The 21,795-nt window shown below is 63.5% G+C and carries 23 protein-coding genes; 14 read left to right on the top strand and 9 right to left on the bottom strand.

Annotated features, from left to right (window positions below; translation table 11 throughout):
- The 6 genes from EN991_RS02020 to EN991_RS01995 form a co-directional block, all read left to right on the top strand.
- A partial coding sequence (locus EN991_RS02020) for a PD-(D/E)XK nuclease family protein (RefSeq protein WP_206519138.1) occupies positions 1-1,027 on the top strand: 1,027 nt, incomplete at its 5' end.
- The gene (gene addA, locus EN991_RS02015) at positions 1,024-4,542 is read left to right on the top strand and encodes a double-strand break repair helicase AddA (protein WP_127368045.1); all 3,519 of its coding nucleotides are present in this window, start codon (positions 1,024-1,026) and stop codon (positions 4,540-4,542) included. The genes EN991_RS02020 and addA, both read left to right, overlap by 4 nt.
- A 76-nt stretch (positions 4,543-4,618) precedes the next feature.
- Positions 4,619-4,942, top strand: coding sequence for a thioredoxin (trxA, locus tag EN991_RS02010; protein WP_013528326.1), 324 nt, complete (start codon positions 4,619-4,621; stop codon positions 4,940-4,942).
- A gap of 128 nt (positions 4,943-5,070) precedes the next feature.
- The gene (locus EN991_RS02005) at positions 5,071-5,352 is read left to right on the top strand and encodes a cupin domain-containing protein (protein WP_013528325.1); all 282 of its coding nucleotides are present in this window, start codon (positions 5,071-5,073) and stop codon (positions 5,350-5,352) included.
- Positions 5,353-5,460: 108 nt separating this feature from the next.
- Positions 5,461-5,709, top strand: coding sequence for a type II toxin-antitoxin system VapB family antitoxin (locus EN991_RS02000; RefSeq protein ID WP_013528324.1), 249 nt, complete (start codon positions 5,461-5,463; stop codon positions 5,707-5,709).
- Positions 5,706-6,119 carry a type II toxin-antitoxin system VapC family toxin gene (locus EN991_RS01995; protein ID WP_063169784.1) on the top strand — a complete coding sequence of 138 codons (414 nt, stop codon included), beginning with the start codon at positions 5,706-5,708 and terminating at the stop codon, positions 6,117-6,119. Before EN991_RS02000 ends, EN991_RS01995 begins: the two co-directional genes overlap by 4 nt.
- Before the next feature lie 64 nt (positions 6,120-6,183).
- Here EN991_RS01995 and EN991_RS01990 read toward each other — a convergent pair whose 3' ends face one another.
- The 5 genes from EN991_RS01990 to EN991_RS01970 form a co-directional block, all read right to left on the bottom strand.
- Positions 6,184-7,509, bottom strand: a complete 1,326-nt coding sequence (locus EN991_RS01990; protein ID WP_063169785.1) for a folylpolyglutamate synthase/dihydrofolate synthase family protein — start codon at positions 7,507-7,509, stop codon at positions 6,184-6,186.
- A gap of 118 nt (positions 7,510-7,627) precedes the next feature.
- Positions 7,628-8,554, bottom strand: coding sequence for an acetyl-CoA carboxylase, carboxyltransferase subunit beta (gene accD, locus EN991_RS01985; protein WP_127368044.1), 927 nt, complete (start codon positions 8,552-8,554; stop codon positions 7,628-7,630).
- Between the two features lie 101 nt (positions 8,555-8,655).
- On the bottom strand, positions 8,656-9,495 hold the full coding sequence (trpA, locus tag EN991_RS01980) for a tryptophan synthase subunit alpha (protein WP_027161022.1): 840 nt from the start codon (positions 9,493-9,495) through the stop codon (positions 8,656-8,658).
- A gap of 2 nt (positions 9,496-9,497) precedes the next feature.
- Positions 9,498-10,748 carry a tryptophan synthase subunit beta gene (gene trpB, locus EN991_RS01975; protein WP_013528319.1) on the bottom strand — a complete coding sequence of 417 codons (1,251 nt, stop codon included), beginning with the start codon at positions 10,746-10,748 and terminating at the stop codon, positions 9,498-9,500.
- Positions 10,749-10,839: 91 nt separating this feature from the next.
- A complete protein-coding gene (locus EN991_RS01970; RefSeq protein ID WP_024501981.1) occupies positions 10,840-11,499 on the bottom strand; it encodes a phosphoribosylanthranilate isomerase in 660 nt (219 codons plus the stop codon).
- Positions 11,500-11,611: 112 nt separating this feature from the next.
- On the opposite strand from EN991_RS01970, the gene EN991_RS01965 reads away from it, so the two are divergent.
- Entirely contained in the window at positions 11,612-11,830 is a 219-nt protein-coding gene (locus EN991_RS01965; protein ID WP_013528317.1) for a hypothetical protein, read from the top strand.
- Between the two features lie 5 nt (positions 11,831-11,835).
- Here the strand turns inward: EN991_RS01965 and EN991_RS01960 are convergent, their stop codons facing one another.
- The 4 genes from EN991_RS01960 to EN991_RS01945 all read right to left on the bottom strand — a co-directional run bounded on the left by EN991_RS01960 (position 11,836) and on the right by EN991_RS01945 (position 15,207).
- Positions 11,836-12,594, bottom strand: coding sequence for a M48 family metallopeptidase (locus EN991_RS01960; protein WP_127368043.1), 759 nt, complete (start codon positions 12,592-12,594; stop codon positions 11,836-11,838).
- Between the two features lie 100 nt (positions 12,595-12,694).
- On the bottom strand, positions 12,695-13,177 hold the full coding sequence (locus tag EN991_RS01955) for a DUF2852 domain-containing protein (RefSeq protein ID WP_063169787.1): 483 nt from the start codon (positions 13,175-13,177) through the stop codon (positions 12,695-12,697).
- A gap of 117 nt (positions 13,178-13,294) precedes the next feature.
- Positions 13,295-14,437 (bottom strand): benzoate/H(+) symporter BenE family transporter, encoded by a 1,143-nt coding sequence (locus EN991_RS01950; protein ID WP_013528314.1) that lies wholly within the window; start codon positions 14,435-14,437, stop codon positions 13,295-13,297.
- Positions 14,437-15,207, bottom strand: coding sequence for an alpha/beta hydrolase (locus tag EN991_RS01945; protein ID WP_027161018.1), 771 nt, complete (start codon positions 15,205-15,207; stop codon positions 14,437-14,439). The genes EN991_RS01950 and EN991_RS01945 overlap by 1 nt, the downstream gene beginning before the upstream one ends.
- Positions 15,208-15,427: 220 nt before the next feature.
- On the opposite strand from EN991_RS01945, the gene infC reads away from it, so the two are divergent.
- The 7 genes from infC to pheT all read left to right on the top strand — a co-directional run bounded on the left by infC (position 15,428) and on the right by pheT (position 21,730).
- Positions 15,428-15,964 (top strand): translation initiation factor IF-3, encoded by a 537-nt coding sequence (gene infC / locus EN991_RS01940; protein WP_013528312.1) that lies wholly within the window; start codon positions 15,428-15,430, stop codon positions 15,962-15,964.
- A gap of 163 nt (positions 15,965-16,127) precedes the next feature.
- Positions 16,128-16,775 (top strand): isoprenylcysteine carboxylmethyltransferase family protein, encoded by a 648-nt coding sequence (locus tag EN991_RS01935; protein ID WP_013528311.1) that lies wholly within the window; start codon positions 16,128-16,130, stop codon positions 16,773-16,775.
- A 181-nt stretch (positions 16,776-16,956) separates the two neighbouring features.
- On the top strand, positions 16,957-17,160 hold the full coding sequence (gene rpmI, locus EN991_RS01930; protein ID WP_127368042.1) for a 50S ribosomal protein L35: 204 nt from the start codon (positions 16,957-16,959) through the stop codon (positions 17,158-17,160).
- Positions 17,161-17,253: 93 nt separating this feature from the next.
- The gene (gene rplT, locus EN991_RS01925; protein ID WP_013528310.1) at positions 17,254-17,655 is read left to right on the top strand and encodes a 50S ribosomal protein L20; all 402 of its coding nucleotides are present in this window, start codon (positions 17,254-17,256) and stop codon (positions 17,653-17,655) included.
- 153 nt (positions 17,656-17,808) lie between these two features.
- Positions 17,809-18,906 (top strand): phenylalanine--tRNA ligase subunit alpha, encoded by a 1,098-nt coding sequence (pheS, locus tag EN991_RS01920; protein ID WP_013528309.1) that lies wholly within the window; start codon positions 17,809-17,811, stop codon positions 18,904-18,906.
- Positions 18,903-19,325: a GFA family protein gene (locus EN991_RS01915; protein WP_013528308.1), complete on the top strand. Its 423-nt coding sequence runs from the start codon at positions 18,903-18,905 to the stop codon at positions 19,323-19,325. The genes pheS and EN991_RS01915 overlap by 4 nt, the downstream gene beginning before the upstream one ends.
- Complete coding sequence (pheT, locus tag EN991_RS01910) at positions 19,322-21,730, top strand: phenylalanine--tRNA ligase subunit beta (protein WP_127368041.1); 2,409 nt, start codon at positions 19,322-19,324, stop codon at positions 21,728-21,730. The genes EN991_RS01915 and pheT overlap by 4 nt, the downstream gene beginning before the upstream one ends.
- The last annotated feature ends 65 nt before the right edge of the window (positions 21,731-21,795 follow it).

Raw genomic sequence — 21,795 nt, 5'->3', positions numbered from 1 at the left:
CGCCGTGCCGTCGCGCTGGCTTCAGCGGCTGCTGACCTTCATCGGCAGCGACCAGGCAGCGGAGCTGCGCCGGCGTGGCGACGAGCTGCTCGCCTGGGCGCGCGCGCTGGATGCCGGCCCAAGGCAGGATTTCGCGCCACGGCCGCAGCCGCAGCCGCCGCTGTCGGTGCGCCCGACGCATTTCTCGGTCACCGAGATCGAGACCCTGCGCCGTGACCCCTACGCCGTCTATGCAAGACGCATCCTCGGCCTGATGCCGCTCGATCCGGTTATTCGCGACCCCGGTGCGGCCGAGCGCGGCACGCTGTTTCACGCCATCCTGCACCTGTTCTCAGGCAGCGTCGCCGATCCGCGCGCTCCCGATGCGCTTGCCGGCCTCATCGCCGCCGGCCGCGCCTGCTTTGCCGAAGCCGCCCTTCCGGCCGACGTCGAGGCGGTGTGGTGGCCGCGCTTCGAAAAACTCGCCGCCAACATCATCGAGTGGGAGCGCACGCGCGCTGATGCTGTGACAAGGCGCCATGCCGAGGAGCGCGCCGGAAAGACCGTTGTCGGCCAATCCGGCGTGACGCTGTCCGGCTACGCCGACCGCGTCGACCTTCTGGCCGGCGGCATGGCCGACATACTGGACTACAAGACCGGCTCCTCGCCGTCCAAGGTGCAGGCGCACACACTGCTTGCGCCGCAACTGGCGCTCGAGGGCGCGCTGCTCAGGCGCGGCGCCTTCAAGGATTTGGGCGTGCGTGAGCCCTCTCAACTGGCTTTCATCAGGCTGAAGCCGAATGGCGAGGTGTTCGAGGAATCCATCCTCGAACACAACCGCCAGCCGCGAACCGCGACCGATCTTGCCGAAGAGGCCTGGGCACGGCTGGAAAAGCTGCTGATCCACTATGCAGACCCTGCGACCGGGTATCTGTCGCGCGCGCTGCCGTTCCGCGAAGGCGAGACGGATGGCGACTACGACCATCTTGCCCGCGTGCTCGAATGGTCGGCAGGCGGGGATGCCGGCGACGAGGGAGGGGAGGCATGAAGAAGGCCTATCCCATTCCCAGCGACACCGCGACCAGCCAGGCCCGCGCCGCCGACCCCGGCAATTCCGCCTGGGTGTCGGCCAATGCCGGCTCCGGCAAGACCCATGTGCTGGCCCAGCGCGTCATCCGGCTGCTGCTGCGCGGCACCGATCCGTCGAAGATACTGTGCCTGACCTATACGCGCGCCGCCGCCGCCAACATGTCGAACCGGGTCTTTTCGACACTGTCGGAGTGGACGACGCTTGGTGACGTGGATCTGGCGGCAAAGGTCGAGGCGCTGGAGGGGCGCCGGCCCGATCTCGAGACCATGCGCCGGGCGCGGCGCCTGTTCGCCGAGGCGCTGGAAACGCCCGGCGGGCTGAAGATCCAGACCATCCACGCCTTCTGCGAATCGGTGCTGCACCAGTTCCCGCTGGAGGCCAACATCCCGGCCCATTTCGAGATGCTCGACGGCCAGATGGAGGCATCGCTGTTTGCCGCGGCGCGCCGCGAGATGATTTCGGGCACGTCCGCCGGTGACAGGGATCTGGCCGAGGCTTTTGCCGCCATTCTCGATCGGGGCGGCGAAGCCGGGCTCGACGCCTTGCTGGGTGAGATTGTGCGCAAGCGCGACGGCTTGCGCCATTTCATCGACGCGGTCGGGCGCGATGGCACGCACTTCCAGGCCCTGTTCGACGAATTCCATTTCCATCCAGGCCAGACAGCCGAGGGCATAGCCGCTTCGGTATGGCCGTTGCCGGGCTTCCTGCCCGACTATTTTGCCGGCTTCGCCCACGCCGCCGAGGCCACCGACGCCAGATCGGTACTGAACAACATCCTGCCCTATGCGCGGCAGGCCTTTGCCGAGGGCGATCCCATTCGCCGCCTGCAACTGCTCGCGCGAGCCTTCCTCAAGACCGATGGCGACGCTTACGACCCGGCAAAGGCCTTCAAGAGGGCCCTGGTCGACCGGTTGCCGAATCTGGCGGAGCGTTATCTCTCGGCCGCCAACGCCATAGTCGAAACCACCGATCGGCTGGCCCTGTTCCGGATGCTTGAAGGCACGGCTGCCGCGCTGACCATCGCCGACTGGCTGATCGCCCGCTACGAAATGCTGAAGCGCAGCCGCGGCTTCCTCGATTTCAACGACCTGATCACCCGCACCGTCAACCTGCTGGCGCGGCCGGACGCCGGCCCCTGGGTGCAGTACAAGCTCGACCAGGGCATCGACCACATCCTGCTCGACGAGGCGCAGGACACCAGTCCGGACCAATGGGAAGTGGTGAAACGGCTGGCGGAGGAATTCTTTGCCGGCTTTGGCGCACGCGACAGGGTCCATCGCACGGTGTTCGCCGTCGGCGACGAGAAGCAGTCGATCTATTCGTTCCAGGGTGCGGCCCCGGACTCCTTCGCCGACAGCCGGCTGTTGTTTGCCGGACGAGTGCGTGACGCCGAGGCGTCCTTCGCCGATCTCAAGCTGACCTGGTCGTTCCGCTCGACCGACGATGTTCTGACCGCGGTCGACCGCGTCTTCGCCGATCCAGCCGTGCGGCGCGGCATCAGTCATGATCCCGATCCGCTTCGCCACCAGGCGATCCGCACCGACGCGCCGGGCTATGTCGAGGTGTGGCCGTCGGTCGGCGCTGAAGCCGTCGATGAGCCAGATGACTGGACACAAGCCATCGACCATGCGCACGCGCCGGCGGTGCGCGTGGCCGAGAACGTCGCCGCCACAATCGCCGGCTGGATCGGCAGTGGCGAAATCATCGAAGGCCGCGGCAAGCGGCTGCGGCCGGGCGATGTGCTGGTGCTGGTGCGCAAGCGCGATCGCTTCGTCCATGCCCTGACCCGCGCACTCAAACGCCGCGACATTCCGGTTGCCGGCGCCGACCGGCTGAGCCTGCCCGGGCACATCGCGGTCAAGGATCTGATTGCGCTCGGTCACCTCCTCATCCAGCCGCAGGACGATTTGTCGCTTGCCGCCGTGTTGCGCAGCCCGATCTTCGATCTGCCGGAAGAGGCGCTTTTCACGCTCGCCGCGCAGAGGCCGGCTGGTCTGTCGTTGATCGCATCGCTGCGACAGCACGCCGGCGAAAGCGAGAGACTGGCGAAGATCGTCGCCCAGGTCGACATCTGGACGAACGAAGCCGCGTTTAAGCCGGTGTTCGAATTCTATGCCGCCCTGCTGGCGCGCGATGGCGTGCGCCGCAAGATGATCGCGCGGCTCGGGCCCGAAGCCGGCGATATTCTCGACGAGTTCCTGAGCTTCTGTCTTGCCGAGGAGCGAACCGGCCTGCCGGGGCTCGAAGCCTTCCTGTCGACGCTGGAAAACGCCGGTCCCGAGATCAAGCGCGAGATGGACCAGACCCGCGACGAGGTCCGGGTCATGACCGTGCACGCCGCCAAGGGCTTGGAAGCGCCCGTCGTGTTCCTGGTCGATGGCGGTTCCGCGCCGTTCAGCGACCAGCATTTGCCGCGCCTGATGCCCTTCGATGGCTCCGGCGCGAACTGGGACGGCAAGGGCTATCTCTGGCGCTCGGCCAGCGAGGTCGCCAACGGTTTTTCGAAAGCGGCGGCCTCAAGGGCACGGGAACTCGCCGACGACGAATACCGCCGGCTGCTCTATGTCGGCATGACCCGTGCCGAGGACCGGCTGATCGTCTGCGGCTATCATGGCAAGCGGGCGCCGAACGCCGGCACCTGGCACTCAATCGTCAGCCGCGCGCTGATCGGTGCGCCGGAGAGCGAGCAGCGTGCGCATCCCGCCGGCGGCGAGCCGGTGCACCGTTTCCATGTCACCAAGCTGCCCCCCGTCGCGCCAAGTTCCGCCGATCAGCTACGGCAGGCCGACGCTTTTGGGCCTTTGCCGGCGACGCTGTTCCGGCCCTTGCCGCCCTTCGAGGATCTGCCGCGTCCGTTGTCGCCATCGGGCGCCTCGGCGCTGATCGACGAAGGCAAGCAAGCCGTTGTCGACAAGGCGTCGCCGGTGCTCGACGCCGATGCCGAGCCCGGCTTTGCCGTGCTGCGTGGGCTCGCCCTCCACAAACTGCTGCAGATGCTGCCCGGTATTGCCGAGCCCGAACGTGCGGGAGCGGCAGAACGCTATCTCTTGCGAACCGGTGCGGACTGGCCGCCATCAGAGCGTGAAAAGGCCCTGGCGTCGGTCACATCGATCCTTGCCGATCCCGGCTTCGGTCAGCTGTTTGCGCCATCGTCGCGTGCCGAGGTTGCGATCATGGGCAGCCTGGAGGTCAAGGGCAAGAAGCGCTCGATTTCCGGCAAGATCGACCGGTTGGCGGTGACGCCGGACACGGTATCGATTGTCGACTACAAGACCAACCGGCCGGCGCCCGCCACTCTGGCCGAGGTGCCGCCGGCCTATGTCCTGCAGTTGGCGCTCTACCGCGCGCTGTTGCAGCCGCTCTATCCCGGCCGCACGGTCAAGGCGGCCTTGCTGTTCACCGAAGCGCCGCGGCTGATCGAACTGCCTGCCAGCGCCATGGACGACGCCCTTGCTCGACTCACGGGAGCGTGACACAACACCTGCTTGAAGAAGGGCGCGATCACCACCACATTTGGTGGGACAAAAACTTTCAAAAGGATTTTTCCATATGGCAACCGTGAAGGTCGACAAGAGCAACTTCCAAGCTGACGTGCTTGACGCCAACGTACCGGTCGTCGTCGATTTCTGGGCGGAATGGTGCGGTCCCTGCAAGATGATCGCGCCGGCGCTCGAAGATATCGCCACCGAACTTGGCGCCAAGGTCAAGATCGCCAAGCTCAACATCGACGAGAATCCGGAGCTTGCCGCCCAGTTTGGCGTGCGCTCGATCCCGACGCTGATGATCTTCAAGGGCGGCGAAATGGCCGACATGAAGGTCGGTGCCGCGCCGAAGACCGCGCTGTCGCACTGGATCAATGGCAACCTCGCCTGACCCATCTGAAATTCCTGATATCAAGCCCGGCCTCGCGCCGGGCTTTTTGTTGGCGTCATCGGTGCGTGGCTCTGGCTCTCGCATCCGGGCACTCCATGTCATCTGCTTGAGCCAGACAGGAGAACTCCATGACCGGATCCGCCAAGGCCACCGTCTTCATCGACAACGAGCGTGTCATCGTCACCGAATACCGCTTCGCGCCGGGCGAGAACACCGGCTGGCATCGCCACGGCCACGACTACGTCGTCGTGCCGCTGATGGACGGCAAGGTGAAGCTGTTGACCAAGGACGGCGAATCCTTCGCCGAGATGAAGAAGGGCGCGCCCTATTTCCGCAAGGAGGGCGTAGAGCACGACGTCATCAACGCCAATGAAGGCGAATACGCCTTTATCGAGATCGAGCTGAAGTAACGTCGCCTATCAATGCGCTGGAAATCCACCGCGTGATGGCACGCCATCAGCTGCCACCTTGATGGCAGCAGTGGATCGGCCTATATCCGTTCTAAAAGGGAGTTCGAAATGGCCGAACCACAACTCTCAGTCCGAAGCGCAAAAGCACGCGACCTGGCTCATAGACTTGCTCGTCGTGAAAATCGTTCGATAGCCGATGTGGTCGAACGTGCGCTCGAATCCTACGAAATTCGTGAAGCTGGCCGTGAACCTGCTTCCACCTTCTATGCCAGCTTGACTGCAAACCATGGCGCCGACATCGATCTGGAAAAGATCATTCGCGAAGGCCGCCAGGTTCATTCGGGACTTGAGCTTTGATTTTCGTCGATACCAACGTGATTTCGGAGAGTCTGAAGAAGGCGCCGGACCAAGCTGTCCTGGCATGGCTTGTCCGCAATGACGCTGAACTGGCCCTTCCCACAGTGACGATTGCTGAAATCGCCTTCGGCATCCAAAAAATACGGCCTGATGAGCGTGCCGATCGGCTGGAGCAGGGACTTTCCCGGTGGCGCCATCGATTTGCCGGCCGGATTTTTGGACTGACTGAAGATGCTGCCTTGGCTTACGGCGAGATCATGGGTGCCGCGACACGCCAAGGTGCCGGCATGTCAGCCCCCGATGGCATGATTGCGGCGATAGCGCGCGTGAACGGTGGCCGGCTGGCAACGCGCAATCTCAGCGACTTTGGCACCACCAGCCTTGATCTGATCTCACCGTGGGATTTCTGAAGGTCGAAAGCCAAGGTTCGGCCTCAGCCGCCGCAGCCACCCAAGGCATGAATAGTCGCCTGCTTCAGGTCGGCGGGGTGCCGTTCTCGGCCAGCACCGCTCCGGTCAGATACAACGAACCGCTGATCAGGATGCGTGGCGACGGGCCGTCCCAGGTGTCGCGCAGCAGCATCAGCGCGCTGGCGACGGAACTCACCGGCTCGGCGGTCAGCCCGGCTTCCGTTGCGCGGATCGCCAGTTCGTCGTTCGGCACGCCGGCCTCGCTGAGGCTCACCGGCACCGTGTAGACATGCCGGGCGAGGCCCTTGAAGGCACGGAAATAGCCGCTCTGGTCCTTGGTGTTGATCATGCCCGAGATGAGGAACAGCGGACGCGGGTTCTTCTCTTCCTGCTCGGCCAGCGCTTCGGCAACCACCACGCCGGCACCGGGATTGTGGCCGCCGTCGAGCCAGATATCGGCGCCCTTGGGTGCCAGTTCGGCCAGCCGGCCCTGCACGAGCTTCTGCATGCGGCCGGGCCAGGCGACATTGATCATCGCCTTTTCGGCGGCGCGATGGCTGATCTCGAAACCGGCCGCTTTGACCGCGGCGATCGCCGCCGCCGCATTGGCGAACTGGTGGCGGCCGGGCAGCCTGGGCGGCGGCAGGTCCATCAAGCCGTCTTCGTCCTGGTAGACCATGCGGCCGTTTTCCTCGAAGGCAAGGAAGTCCTGGCCGTAGACGAAGGTGGGGCATTCAAGCCGCTCGGCGGTTTCGATCAGCACCTGCAGAGCCGTCTCGCTTTCCTGCGCGCCGATGACCACCGGACAGCCGGGCTTGATGATGCCGGCCTTTTCGGCTGCGATCAGTTCGACACGGTCGCCGAGATAGGCCTCGTGGTCGAGCGACACCGGCATGATCACCGACACGGCCGGCTCCTTGATGACATTGGTCGCGTCGAAGCGGCCGCCGAGCCCGACTTCGATGATCGCAGCGTCGGCCTGGTGTTCGGAAAACAACAGGAAGGTGACGGCGGTGAGGATCTCGAAGACGGTGATCTTCTCGCCTTCATTGGCCCTGGCGGCACGGGCAATGGCATCGGCGAAAACCCTGTCCTCGACCAGCCTGCCGCCGCCATCGGCGGCCAGCCGGTAACGCTCATGCCAGTTGACCAGATGCGGCGAGGTGTGGACATGGACGCGGTAGTCCGCAGCCTCGAGCAGGGCGCGTGAAAAGGCTGCGCACGAACCTTTGCCGTTGGTGCCGGCGATGTGGATGACCGGGGGCAGCCGGTCCTGCGGATTGTCAAGCCGCTCCAGCAGCCGCGAAATGCGGTCGAGCGAAAGGTCGAAGCCTTTCGGATGAAGCGCCATCAGGGCTTCGATTTCGCGGTCGGCGGCAAGCGTCGTCATGGTGGAATCCTAGCGCATGAGCCTGAAAACCAGAATCGGTTTCGGATGGCCATGGCAATCAAAGGCTACAGCGCGCCGAAGCCCTCGTGCAATCGCGGTCGCGGCGCTTCGTGTCGCTTCAGGCTTGCGGCCGAGCTTCCGCGGCACCCACCGCCGGCGGCAGGATTTCCGGCTCCAGCGTTTTTTGCTCTTCCGGCAGCTTGAGCAGCATCTTGAGCAGGCGCGCGATCGTTTCACGCATTTCCAGCCTGGATACGACCATGTCGACCATGCCGTGCTCCATCAGATATTCGGAGCGCTGGAAGCCATCGGGCAGTTTCTCGCGGATCGTCTGTTCGATGACGCGCGGTCCGGCAAAGCCGATCAGCGCGCCGGGCTCGGCGATGTGCACGTCGCCCAGCATGGCGTAGGAGGCGGTCACGCCGCCCGTGGTCGGGTTGGTCAAAACGACGATGTAGGGCAGGCCGGCTTCCTTCAGCCGGTCGACACCGACCGTTGTCCGAGGCAATTGCATCAGGGACAAAATACCTTCCTGCATGCGGGCGCCGCCGGAAGCAGCAAACAGGATCAGCGGCCGCTTGCGCTGCAGGGCCACTTCGAAACCGTGCACGATGGCGTCGCCGGCGGCCATGCCGAGCGAACCGCCCATGAAGGCGAAGTCCTGCACCGTGACCACAACCGGAAGACCCTCGACGGTGCCCAGCGCATTGATGATCGCGTCCTCAAGGCCGGTCTTGGCCTTGGCGTCCTTCAACCGGTCGACATAGCGCTTCTCGTCGCGGAATTTCAGCGGATCCTGCATGACCTTGGGGTTGTCCAGGGTCTCGTATTTGCCGCCATCGAAGAAGAATTTCAGCCGCTCCTTGGCCGAGATCTTCATGTGATGACCGGACGAGGGAATGACGAACTGGTTCGATTCCAGGTCCTTGTGGAACACCATCTCGCCGGTCTCCGGATCCTTGATCCAGAGATTCTCGGGCATGTCGGTGCGCCGGCCGAGCATCGAATTGATCTTCGGGCGAACGTAATTGGTGATCCAGTTCATCGCTTCGGCTCCTGTCCTGACGAAGAGTTGCTAATGCATGTCGCCCAAAAGTGGGAACCGGTTCTGGGATAACGGCATGCACAAGACCTGACGTAGGGAAACTATTCGGCAGCAGCAAGGCGGGCCGAGCGCACGCCTTGCGCAAGCCCGCTGACCAGCGTGGCGACGGCCTCGGCCGGATCGGCGGTCTTCTCGCCCTTCGGCCCCAGCACATTGGCCACCGCATTGACGATCGCGGTGCCGACGACGACGCCGTCGGCATTGGCGCCGATCACCCGGGCCTGCTCGGCGGTCTTGACGCCGAAGCCGACGCAGACCGGCAGGTCGGTGTGGCCCTTGATGCGCTTGACCGCCGCCGCCACCTTGCCGGTGTCGGCCAGCGCCGAGCCGGTGATGCCGGTCATCGACACGTAATAGACGAAGCCCGACGTGTTCTGCAGCACCTTGGGCAGGCGTTTGTCGTCGGTCGTCGGCGTCGCCAGCCGGATGAAGTTGATGCCGGCTTTCAATGCCGGAATGCACAGTTCCTCGTCCATCTCCGGGGGCAGGTCGACGACGATCAGCCCGTCGATGCCGCTGGCGATCGCGTCCTTGAGGAAGCGGTCGACGCCATAGATGTAGATCGGATTGTAGTAGCCCATCAGCACGATCGGCGTTTCATTGTCGCCAGCGCGGAAGTCGGCCGCCATCTTCAGCGTCTTGGCCAGCGTCTGGCCGCCTTTCAGCGCCCGCAAGCCCGCCGCCTGGATCGCCGGGCCGTCGGCCATCGGATCGGAGAACGGCATGCCGAGCTCGATGATATCGGAACCTGCGCCCGGCAACGCCTTCATGATCGACAAAGAGGTATCGTAGTCGGGGTCGCCGCCCATGAAATAGGTGACGAGCGCCGGGCGGCCTTCGGTCCTGAGCTTCGCCATGCGGCGGTCGATGCGGGTGGCCATGATCAGATCTCCATGCCCAGCATGCTGGCCACCGTGTGCACGTCCTTGTCGCCACGGCCGGACAGGTTGACGATGACGATCTGATCCTTGTCCATGGCAGGCACGATCTTCACCGCATGCGCGATGGCGTGCGCCGATTCCAGCGCCGGGATGATGCCTTCGACGCGCGTCGTCAGCTTGAAAGCCTCCAGCGCCTCGTCATCGAGGATCGGCACGTATTCGACCCGGCCTGAATCGCGCAGCCAGGAATGCTCCGGCCCGACGCCGGGATAGTCGAGGCCGGCCGAGATCGAATGGCCGTCCATGATCTGGCCGTCGGAATTCTGCAGCAGATAGGTGCGGTTGCCATGCAGCACGCCCGGCGCGCCGGCATTCATCGAGGCGCAATGCTCGATGCCGTCGAGACCGCGACCGCCGGCTTCGATGCCGATGATGCGGACCTCCTTGTCGTCGAGGAAGGGATGGAACAGGCCGATGGCGTTCGAACCACCGCCGACAGCGGCGATGATGGTGTCGGGCAGCCGGCCTTCCTGCTCGAGGATCTGTGCCCGCGCCTCGATGCCGATCACCGACTGGAAGTCGCGCACCAGCTCCGGATAGGGGTGCGGGCCGGCGGCGGTGCCGATCAGGTAATAAGTGTCCTCGACATTGGTCACCCAGTCGCGCAACGCCTCGTTCATGGCGTCCTTCAGCGTGCCGTGGCCGGCGGTCACCGGGCGCACTTCGGCGCCGAGCAGCTTCATGCGGAAGACGTTCGGGCTTTGCCGGGCAACGTCTGTGGCGCCCATGTAGACGACGCAGGGAAAGCCGAAGCGGGCCGCAACCGTGGCCGAGGCCACGCCGTGCTGGCCGGCGCCGGTCTCGGCGATGATGCGCTTCTTGCCCATGCGCTTGGCCAGCAGGATCTGGCCGAGGCAGTTGTTGATCTTGTGCGAACCGGTGTGGTTCAAATCCTCGCGTTTGAAGTAGACCTTCGCGCCGCCCGCGAGGCCCCTGGCCGAGGAAACCTCACGAAGATGCTTCGTGAGGCCTTCGGCGAAATAAAGCTTCGACGGCCGTCCGGCATAGTGGGTCGACAGGTCAGTCAGCTCAGCCCTGAAGTCCGCATCGTTCTTGACCTCGTTCCAATGCCGTTCCAGATCGAGGATCAGCGGCATTAGCGTTTCGGCAACGAAACGACCGCCGAAAATGCCGAACATGCCCTGTTCGTCGGGCCCGGTGCGGAAGGAATTGGGTGTCGCCGGCTTGTTCATCGCCGATCTCCTGGCATCTTGACTATGAGGCATGTCCTTGTCGGAAAACCGGTTCCCACTTTTCCGGGACATGCTCTGGTTTGAGGCACCACTAGGCTGCGCGGGTGTTCCGCGCGGCCCTGACGGCCCGGAAAAACTGTTCGATCAGCGCCGGATCCTTGACGCCCGGCGCGCTTTCCACGCCTGAAGAAATGTCGATCCCAGGCGGGTTGGCAAGCCGAAGGGCATCGCCGATATTGGCGGCGTTGAGCCCACCGGAAAGCATGTAATCGACGCCGCCGTCAAGGCCGGCGAGAATGCGCCAGTCGAAGGCAACACCATTGCCGCCCGGCAGTTCGGAGCCTTTGGGCGGCTTGGCGTCGAACAGGAACCGGTCGGCTATGCCGATGAATGGCTTCATTCGTTCGAGATCGGCGGCCTCGCTGAGCGGCAGCGCCTTCATCACCGGCAGGCCATAGCGGGCTTTGACCTCGGCGACGCGCTCGGGCGTTTCCGCGCCGTGCAGCTGCAGCATGTCGGGCTGCATTTTGGCAACGATTTCATCCAGGAAGGCGTCGCCGGCATCGACGGTGACGGCAACCGCCATCGCCTTGCCGCGCGCGGCCTCGCGCAGACGGCCAGCCTCGGCAGGTTCGACATAGCGCGGGCTTTTGGCGAAGAAGATAAACCCGACATGGCTGGCGCCGCCGGCCAGCGCCGCGGCCATTGCCGCGTCGGTCTTCAAGCCGCAGATTTTGATGTCGAGTGCCATGGCGCGGGAATTGGCATGAAAAGCGATAAGAGTCGAGAAAAAGCATGCTGTTTGCCGGCACGGCCAAAGGCGCTACCTATGGATGGACAGGACGCAAGGCGGGAGCACGATCATGGCCGACAGAACCGTAGCCGAACTCAGGCAGAAGATTGCGCAGGCGCGCGAGGTCATCGCGCACCTGATCGACAAGGCCGCATTCAATGGCGCCGAGGCGCACCGCGCGCTCGACTATTTCGGCGGCGATGAGTTCGACGGCAATTTCCTGCCGTGGCCGCATCATGGCGATGAGGGGTTGCGGCCCGAAGACTTGAACGCCGCCAACGACGATTGAGCGATCTACTCGAACATGATCGCCTGCAGCGCACCGCCATTGCGCTTCAGCCAGTCCTTGCAGCGATCGGCGTCGGGGCAGAGCTTTTCGCACAGTTTCCAGAATTTCGGGCCGTGGTTCATCTCCTTGAGATGCGCCACTTCATGCGCGACGAGATAGTTGATGACCGGCGACGGCGCCATCATGATGCGCCAGGAAAAGGACAGATTGCCTTCGGAGGTGCATGACCCCCAGCGGCTTGACGTGTCCTTGAAGCGGATCGCCTTGGCGCGCTTGCCAAGCGCCTCGGTGTGCTTGGCCACCAGCTTCTCGATTTCCTTCTTGGCCTCGCGCTTGAGGAAATCGGCGAGGCGGCGCGGCAGATGTATGCGGTCGCCATGCACGATCAAGAGCGGACCACGTTCGTCGCGCGACACGGTGACGGTGCCGCGCTTTGACGGTTCATGGACGATGCGGTGCGGCACGCCGCGCACCGGGATCCTGATGCCGGGCCGCACCTGCGGCCGCGTCGGCACCTTGGCCAGTCGCTGCTCCAGCCAGTCCTGATGCCGCTCGAGGAACCTGTCCACTTCGCCGCGGCGCAGGCCTGGCGGCACGGTGATGCGCAGACCCTGGCCGCCTGAATCGATACGCAGCGTCATTCGGCGCGCCCTGGCGCTCTCGACGATCTTGAGCGGCAGCGTGCGACCGGCGACGCAATATTCGCGCTCCACGACAGGCGTGGGCTTGGGCTTTGTCAGATTGCGAAAGAAGCCGAGAGTCATGGCGGGACGATACGCGATTCGAGAAAAACGACTAGAACAAAAAAGAAACGGCGCCGCTCGCGCGACGCCGTTTTTTCACGATGTGACCAGTCGCCGGATCTCAGTCGTCAAGCAGGTTCGAACCCTTGCCACGCTTGGTGGTCGTCGTTCCGGTGCTCGGATCGGTCTTCGTCGGCGCCGTCGACTTGTTGCGGTTGGCCATGAAGCGGTCGAACTCGTCCTGGTCCTTGGCGCGGCGCAATTCGCGGGCGTATTCGTCGAACTGGGTCAGCATCTCGTCGAGCTTGCGGCGCTCTTCGTTCAGCCGCTCAAGTTCCTTTTCGCGCCAGTCGTCGAAAGCGACGTTGCCGGTGCGGGCGGAACCATTGCCCCAGCGCGCGGCCTTGTCGGAACCGCGGCGGCAACCGGCGAAGATGCCGTCGGTCGCGCGGTTGACGTCACGCTTGAAGCCATCGAGGCGGTCGCCCCAGATGATGTAGGCGAGCATGGCGAAGCCGAGTGGCCAGAACACCATGAAACCCACAACCATCAACGCGATGGTTGCCGGCGTCCAGGCCGGACGGATCAATGCGGATGTGTTCATTTTCTCCCATTCCTTCGGTTGGAGACAGCCAAACCCGGCTGCGTGGAATCGAAATGGGAAGAGAAAAACGGCGATTCAAGACAATGTCCGCCAAATCCGGACAAGCATCTGAAATGTTTATCGCTTTTTGATCATATCGAGGAAAAGCACGACCAGCCCGGCAATCAGGCCCCAGAATGCGGCGCCAACGCCGAACAGCGTCAGACCCGACGCGGTGACGACAAAGGTGACGGTGGCGGCCATGCGATCCGCCTCTTCCTTCAGCGCGATAGAAAGCGCGTTGGCGAGCGACGCCATCAGCGCCAGGCCCGCCACCAGTACGATCAGGCTCTGTGGCAGCACCGCGAAGATCGCCACCAGCGAAGCGCCGAAAATCGCAAAGATGAGATAGGCGAGCGCATAGAACGGCCCGGTCTTCCAGCGCTCGGCGGGGTCGGGGTGGACGTCCGGCCCGGTGCAGATCGCGGCCGAGATCGCCGCCAGATTGGTGGTCGAGCCGCCGAACGGCGCCGACAGCAGCGAAAACAGGCCGGTGACGCCGATCAGCGGGCCGGGCTCCGGATGGTAGCCGGCGGCGCGCAGCACGGCGAGGCCGGACAGGTTCTGGGAAGCCATGGTGACGAGATAGAGCGGCAGTGCCAGCCCGATCACCGCCTTGGCGGTGAAATCAGGCGCAATCAGCGTCAGCGTCGACAGTTCCGGTGTCGGCAGGCCGCCGACACGGCCGGTGAGGAAAGCGGCAAGGCCACCGCCGATCAGCACCGCCAGCACCGACAGCGCCGGGTTGAACAGGCGGATGACGAAGAAGGCTGCAATCAGCGGCAGGATCAGCCACGGGTCGATGGGAATGGTCTTCACCGCATTGAGCGCGAAGGTGACGACGATACCGGCCAGCATGCCCGAGGCGACGGAAGGCGGTATTCTCGAGATCAGCTTCGTCAGGGGCCGAAACAGCCCGGTGGCGATCAGAAGGACGCCGGTGACGATGAAGGCGGCGACGGCCTCACCCATCGAAAAGCCGCTCGATGCCGCGATCAGCGCCAGGCCCGGCGTCGACCAGGCGGTGATGACTGGCATTTTCGTGCGCCATGACAGCCACAGGCTCTCGATCGCCATGGCCAGGCAGATCGTCGTCACCCAGCTTGCCGTCTCGATCTGCGTCGCGCCGACTGCGTTGGCGGCGGCGATGACGATGGCCAGCGTGCCGCCGAAGCCGACGATCGCCGCGACGAAGGCGGATATCGGAATGGAAAGGCGCATCAGTTTCCCCTCTGCGCCATTGCATCGACGGCCCGCACCAGCATGTCGAGATCCTGCGGTCGCGACAGGCGATGGTCGCCGTCAGGGATCAGCGACAGGGTCACGTCGTCGGCGGGCAGCAGGCTGACCAGCTTCAGTGCATGGCTTGCCGGCACATCCGCATCGGCCAGGCCCTGCAGGATATGCACCGGGCAATGGGTGTCGATCGGGCCTGTCATTGTCAGGTTGTCGCGCCCGTCCTCGATCAGCGCGCGGGTGTAGATGTAGGGTTCCGTGGAATAGTCCGACGGCTCTTCGAAGAAACCTTTTTTGGCGAGATCGCGCTTCTGCGCCTTGGTCAGCACCGGTTCGATCAGTTCAGCGGTAAAATCCGGTGCCGGCGCCAGCAGCACCAGGCCGGCGACGTTGCTGTCATCAGCCTTGCGCAATTCCTGCACCATGCGCAGCGCGATCCAGGCGCCCATCGAGGAGCCGACCAGGATCTGTTTGCCCTTGGTGAAATGCCGGAACACGGCAAGGCTTTGTGCAAGCCATGTCGAAATCGTGCCGTCGGCAAAGGCGCCGCCGGATTCGCCATGGCCGGAATAATCGTGGCGCAGAAAGGCGCGGCCTTCTTTTGCCGCCCAGTCCGACAGCGTCTGCGCCTTCGCGCCCAGCATGTCCGACTTGTAGCCGCCGAGCCAGACGATGCCGGGCGCAGAGCCAGCAGTATGGCGCACCGCGATGCGCGATCCATCGACATCCATAAAGACGGGGGGCGTTGCGGTCATGGCTTTTTCCTCAGGCCCTCTTCTGGCGCGGGATTCTTGTGGCACGGTCGGTGGCGTGGCGAAAAGTGCTCACTATGTTCTTTGTTTGGTGCAGGGCAGCGATCAGGGTGATTTTCTGTCAATGCTGTGCTATTGACTCCGCCCGCGCGCTCACCACATTGGCGCGTCCATGCATCAACACTGACAAATCCTGAACGAAACGGCCAAGGAGACCACGACCATTCGCAGACCTTTCAAAGCAGCGGCGCCGACCAAGGATGGCCCGCGCTCCAACCGTGACATCCGGGTTCCCCGGGTCCAGCTTATCGACGCCGAAGGCCAGAACCGCGGCGATGTTTCCATCAACGACGCATTGCTGCTGGCCGAAGAGGCCGGGCTCGATCTCGTCGAGATATCGCCCAACGCGGTGCCCCCCGTCGTCAAGATCCTTGATCTCGGCAAGTTGAAATACGCCAACCAGAAGAAGGCGGCCGAGGCGCGCAAGAACCAGAAGGTCATCGAGATCAAGGAGATCAAGATGCGCCCGAACATCGACAGCCATGACTACGAGACCAAGATGAAGGCGGTTCGCCGCTTCTTCGAGGAAGGCGACAAGGTCAAGCTGACGCTGCGCTTCCGTGGCCGCGAGATGGCGCATATGGAACTCGGCATGCAGCTTCTGAACAAGGTCCGCGAGGAAGTGGCGACGATTGCCAAGGTCGAAGCGGAACCGAAGCTCGAAGGCCGCCAGATGATGATGGTGCTGTCGCCGCGCTAAGATCTGCATCGGCGCGTATCTAGGATCACGATGACGTCAGGCTTGGCCATCGCGCTTAAATCCGCCTGAATCACATCGCAAGGCGTCCCGGCGATCGGCGGGACGCCTTCTTCTTGTTCAGACGCTGCGATCGCCGGCAAAATTCCTGACGATCGGATTCACTATGGTCGATGAAGTCAAGGTTTCGGACGTGGACTTCAAACACGGGCTGGGCAATTACCAGCATATGCGCCGGATAGTGCTTGCCGTTCTCGTGGTCGTGCTGTTTGCAGCATTGCTATTTGGCCAATCGACGTTTCCGCCCGACACAGCCGTGCACGAGACGATCGAAATGTTCGGCGTGCTGCTGATTTTCCTCGGCATCGTGGGCCGCCTTTGGGCGACACTCTACATAGGCGGGCGCAAATCGTCCGAGGTGGTGACTGGCGGGCCTTACTCGATCACCCGCAACCCGCTCTATGTGTTCTCGACCGTAGCCGCAGCCGGTGTCGGCGCGCAGATCGGTTCGTTCTCCGGTATCATCCTCTTCGGGCTTTTGTGCGCGGGGGCGTTCCATATCGTCATCCTGCGCGAGGAGAAGTTCCTCAAGGAAGCGCTCGGCGCGCCGTATCAGGCCTATCTGGCGCGGGTGCCTCGCTTCTTCCCAAAACTGTCGCTCTACCAGGAGGGCGATACCGGAAACTTCAAGCCGCGCCTGCTGTTGACCACGCTGCTCGACGGCCTGGTGTTTCTGATCGCGCTGCCGGCCTTCGAATTGATCGACGGCGCCCAGCTGTCAGGCATGTTGCCGGTCTGGTTCACGCTGCCCTGACGAGGACACAGCGCCGCATCTCCACAGGTGTTGCGCGCGGGCCGTCTTTGACGTATAGCACCGCCGTTCAAGAAAACCGCCCGGCAGGGCATGCCGTGGCGGTTTCATTTGCTTTTCGGGCTTTGGTCGGCCTGAAGCGAACAAGAAGCGCGATAGTGCGCCAACAATACGGAGTAGCAAAATGCCCAAGATGAAGACCAAATCGGCCGCCAAGAAGCGGTTCAAGATCACAGGTACGGGTAAAGTCCTGTCGGCTGCGGCCGGCAAGCGTCACGGCATGATCAAGCGTTCCAACAAGTTCATTCGAAATGCCCGCGGCACGATGGTTCTGGCTGAACCGGATCGCAAGAAGGTCATCAAGAATTTTCTGCCGAACGGCCTCTAAGGCATTCGGTCCGGACACGCATTTGTTTTACGCAATTCCGAACGGAAAACCGCAAGGCACTTTTCCTGGAATTGCTTTTAAGGAGATCATGACATGGCACGCGTAAAAAGAGGCGTCACTTCGCACGCCAAGCACAAGAAGGTCCTGAAAGCCGCGAAAGGCTTCTACGGCCGCCGCAAGAACACCATCCGCATCGCCAAGCAGGCGGTGGAAAAGTCGCTGCAATACGCTTACCGCGACCGCAAGAACCGCAAGCGCTCCTTCCGCGCGCTGTGGATCCAGCGTATCAACGCCGCGACCCACGAGCATGGCCTGACCTATGGCCGCTTCATCGACGGCCTCAACAAGTCGGGCATCGAGATCGATCGCAAGATCCTGTCGGACATGGCCATCCACGAGCCGCAGGCTTTCGCGGCCCTGGTCGCCAAGGCCAAGGTGGCGCTCGAATATCTGAAGAACACCACGCCGAACGCTTTTGAAAGCGCTGTCGCCTAAGACCAGCGCTTCCCAAGCATTCGCAATTCTGATTTGGGGAACCCGCGCTGGCACGGCTGGCGCGGGTTTTTCTTTTGCCTGATCCTTGGAGTGATTTCACTTTAGAAGTGACTTTCACTTTGAGGCCGACCTCCCAACGCAGCGAGTTTGACCGTGAACGACGCAACCACTGGCCTGGATACGCTTGAAAACTCACTTCTGGCCGAGATCGCCTCGGCCGCCGATGAGCCGGCCATCGAGGCCGTGCGCATCGCTGCTTTCGGTAAGAAGGGCAGCGTGTCCGAGATGCTGAAGACACTTGGCGCCATGACCGCCGAGGAGCGCCAGATCAAAGGCCCAGCCATCAACGGCCTCAAGAACCGCGTCACCGACGCGCTGACTGCCCGCAAGGCTGAGCTCAAGGATGTGGCGATCACCGCCCGCCTCGCCGCCGAAAAGGTCGACGTGACGCTGCCGGTGCGGCAGTCGCCGGCTGAGCGCGGCCGTATCCATCCGATCAGCCAGGTCATCGACGAGATTGCCGCGATCTTCGGCGATCTCGGTTTCTCCATCGCGGAAGGTCCCGACATCGAGACCGACTATTACAATTTCACCGCGCTGAATTTTCCCGAAGGCCACCCGGCGCGCGAGATGCACGACACCTTCTTCTTCCAGCCGGACGAGAAGGGCGAGCGCAAGCTTTTGCGCACGCACACTTCGCCGGTGCAGATCCGCACCATGGAAACGAAGAAGCCGCCGATCCGCATCGTCATTCCTGGCAAGACGTACCGGCAGGATTCGGACGCCACCCACTCGCCGATGTTCCATCAGGTCGAGGGGCTGGTGATCGACAAGACAGCCAACGTCGCCAACATGAAGTGGGTGCTGGAGGAGTTCTGCAAGGCCTTCTTCGAGGTGCCGCAGGTTAAGATGCGCTTCCGGCCGTCCTTCTTCCCGTTCACCGAGCCAAGCCTCGAGGTTGACATCCAGTGCGATCGCTCGCGGCCCGGCGAAGTGCGCTTCGGCGAAGGCTCCGATTGGATGGAGATCCTCGGCTGTGGCATGGTGCATCCCAACGTGCTGCGCCATGGCGGTCTCGATCCGGACGAATATCAGGGTTTTGCCTGGGGCATGGGCATCGACCGCATCGCCATGCTGAAATACGGCATGCCGGACCTGCGCGCCTTCTTCGATGCAGACGTGCGCTGGCTGTCGCATTACGGCTTCCGGCCGCTCGACATGCCGACTTTGTTCGGAGGCCTGAGCGCATGACAGCGCCCTATGCCGGCGGCTGCCGCTGCGGCGCCGTGCGGTTCGAGGCCTCTGCCGAACCGCATCACGTCAGCTACTGCCATTGCGGCGATTGCCGGCGGGCCAGCGGCGCGCCGGTGTCGGCCTTTGTCGGCTTCCTGGTCGATCAGGTCGCGTTCACCGGCAAGGCGCTGAAGATGTATGAGAACGGCCCGGTGACGCGCTCTTTCTGCGGCACCTGCGGCTCACCCATCGCCTATGTCGACGAGCGGCTGGAAGAAGACATCTACTTCATGCTCGGCGCCATGGACATGCCGGCCGATTTCCAGCCGACGCTGCATGCCTATATCGGCGAGCAGCTTGCCTTCCTGCATATGTCCGACGACCTGCCGAGACATCTGAAATCAAGCGTCAAAAGACCAGACGGAACAGTCCCATGAAATTCACCCTCTCCTGGCTCAAGGACCACCTCGAGACCGACGCCACGCTCGACGAGATCGTCGAGCGGCTGACTTCGATCGGTCTCGAAGTCGAGCATGTCGACGACAAGTCGAGCCTGAAACCATTCGTCATCGCCAGGGTGCTGACGGCGGTTCAGCATCCCGATGCCGACCGGCTGCGCGTGCTGACCGTCGACACCGGCGACGGCAAGCCTCCGGTGCAGGTCGTTTGCGGCGCGCCAAACGCCCGCGCGGGCCTGATCGGCGCCTTTGCCGCGCCCGGCACCTATGTGCCCGGCATCGACGTAACGCTGACGGTCGGCAAGATCAGGGGCGTCGAAAGCCACGGCATGATGTGTTCCGAGCGCGAGCTGGAGCTGTCCGACGAACACAATGGCATCATCGACCTGCCTGAGGATGCGCCGGTCGGCACCAGCTTCGCCGCCTATGCGCACATCGACGATCCGGTCATCGAGATCAACTTGACGCCGAACCGGCCGGATGCCACCAGCGTCTACGGCATCGCCAGGGATCTGGCGGCGAGCGGGCTTGGCCGCCTCGTCGGCGGCGCCATCATGCCGCATGTCGGCAATGGCATGTGTCCGATCAAGGTGACGATCGAAGCGCCGGAGCTTTGCCCCGGCTTCGCGCTCAACTTGGTCAAGGGCGTCAAGAATGGAGCCTCGCCAAAATGGCTGCAGCAGCGGCTGATCGCCATTGGGCTGAGACCCATCAGCGCACTGGTCGACATCACCAACTACGTCACCTTCGACCGCGGCCGCCCGCTGCATGTGTTCGACGCCAGCAAGGTTGCCGGCAATCTCGTCGTGCGCCGCGCGCGCGATGGTGAAAAGGTGCAGGCGCTCGACGGCCGCGAATACACGCTGACGCCGGAAATGTGCGTCATCGCAGATGACAACGGCGTCGAGTCGATCGCCGGCATTATGGGCGGCGAGCATTCGGGCTGCGACGAGAACACCTCAGATGTGCTGATCGAATCCGCCCTTTGGGATCCGATCACCACGGCGCGCACCGGCCGCACGCTCGGCATCATCACCGATGCGCGCTACCGCTTCGAGCGCGGCGTCGACCCCGAATTCATGGTTCCGGGCGTCGAACTGGCAACGAAACTGGTGCTCGATTTCTGCGGCGGCACGCCGACCGAAATGGAGGTCGTCGGTTATGCCGGTCACACGCCGAAGATCGTTTCCTTCCCGCTTTCGGAAGTGAAGCGGCTGACCGGCATCGAGGTTCCCAGCGCGGAAAGCCTCGACATCCTGTCGCGCCTCGGCTTCAAGCCGGAGGGCTCGGGCGATGTCGTCGATGTCGCCGTGCCGTCCTGGCGCCCCGACGTCGATGGCAAGGCAGACCTGGTCGAGGAGGTCATGCGCATCCACGGTGTCGACAACATCGCGCCGCAGCCGCTCGGTGCGCATGACGCGGTCAATGCAAAGATCCTCACCACGCTGCAGGTCCGTACCCGCACGGCCAAGCGCGCGCTTGCCGTGCGCGGCATGATGGAAGCCGTTACCTGGTCGTTCATTCCGGCCAAGCACGCCGAGCTGTTCGGCGGCGGCCAGACCGCGCTGAAGCTCGCCAACCCGATCGCCGCCGACATGTCCGACATGCGGCCCTCGCTGCTGCCGGGCCTGATCGCGGCTGCCCAGCGCAACGCCGACAAGGGTATTGGCGACGTGGCGCTGTTCGAAGTGTCGGGCACTTATGAGGGCGACGGCGCCGACCAGCAGCGGCGCGTCGCCGCCGGCGTGCGTCGCGGCACCGCCAAGCTCGACGGTTCCGGCCGCAACTGGGCCGGCAATTCCGGCCCGGTCGGCGTGTTCGACGCCAAGGCCGATGCGATCGCCGCACTTGAAGCCTGCGGTGCGCCTGTCGACCGGCTGCAGATCGAGGCCGGCGGCCCGGCCTGGTATCATCCCGGCCGTTCCGGCACGATCAAGCTCGGCCCGAAAACCGTGCTCGGAACTTTCGGTGAATTCCATCCGAAGACGCTGGAAGGGCTCGATGTTTCTGGCCCGCTGTGCGGCTTCGAGGTCTTCGTCGATGCCGTGCCTGAACCGAAGGCCAAGCCGACGAAAACCAAGCCGAAACTGGAACTGTCGCCCTTCCAGGCGGTCAAGCGCGATTTCGCTTTCGTCGTCGACAAGTCGGTCGAGGCCGGCACGCTGGTGCGCGCAGCGCTCGCCGCCGACAAGAAGCTCATCACCGCCGTCTCGGTCTTCGATATTTTCGAAGGCGCTTCGCTGGGCGAGGGCAAAAAATCGATCGCCATCGAAGTGTCGATCCAGCCGGTCGAAAAGACGCTCACCGACGAGGATTTCGAGGCGTTGGCCAAGCGCATCATCGAGAATGTCGGCAAGCAGACCGGGGGCGTTCTGCGGGGCTAAAAAACTTGCGAGCAGATGGCGAATCGCCCTCCAAAGGGCGATGGACCATCTGCGGTATTCCGGCC

Source organism: Mesorhizobium sp. M7A.F.Ca.US.005.03.2.1 (assembly GCF_003997795.1).
In the GTDB taxonomy this organism is placed as follows: Bacteria; Pseudomonadota; Alphaproteobacteria; order Rhizobiales; family Rhizobiaceae; genus Mesorhizobium; species Mesorhizobium ciceri.
The sequence above is the reverse complement of the archived record's forward strand: the minus strand, read 5'-3'. Positions and strand labels throughout refer to the sequence as shown.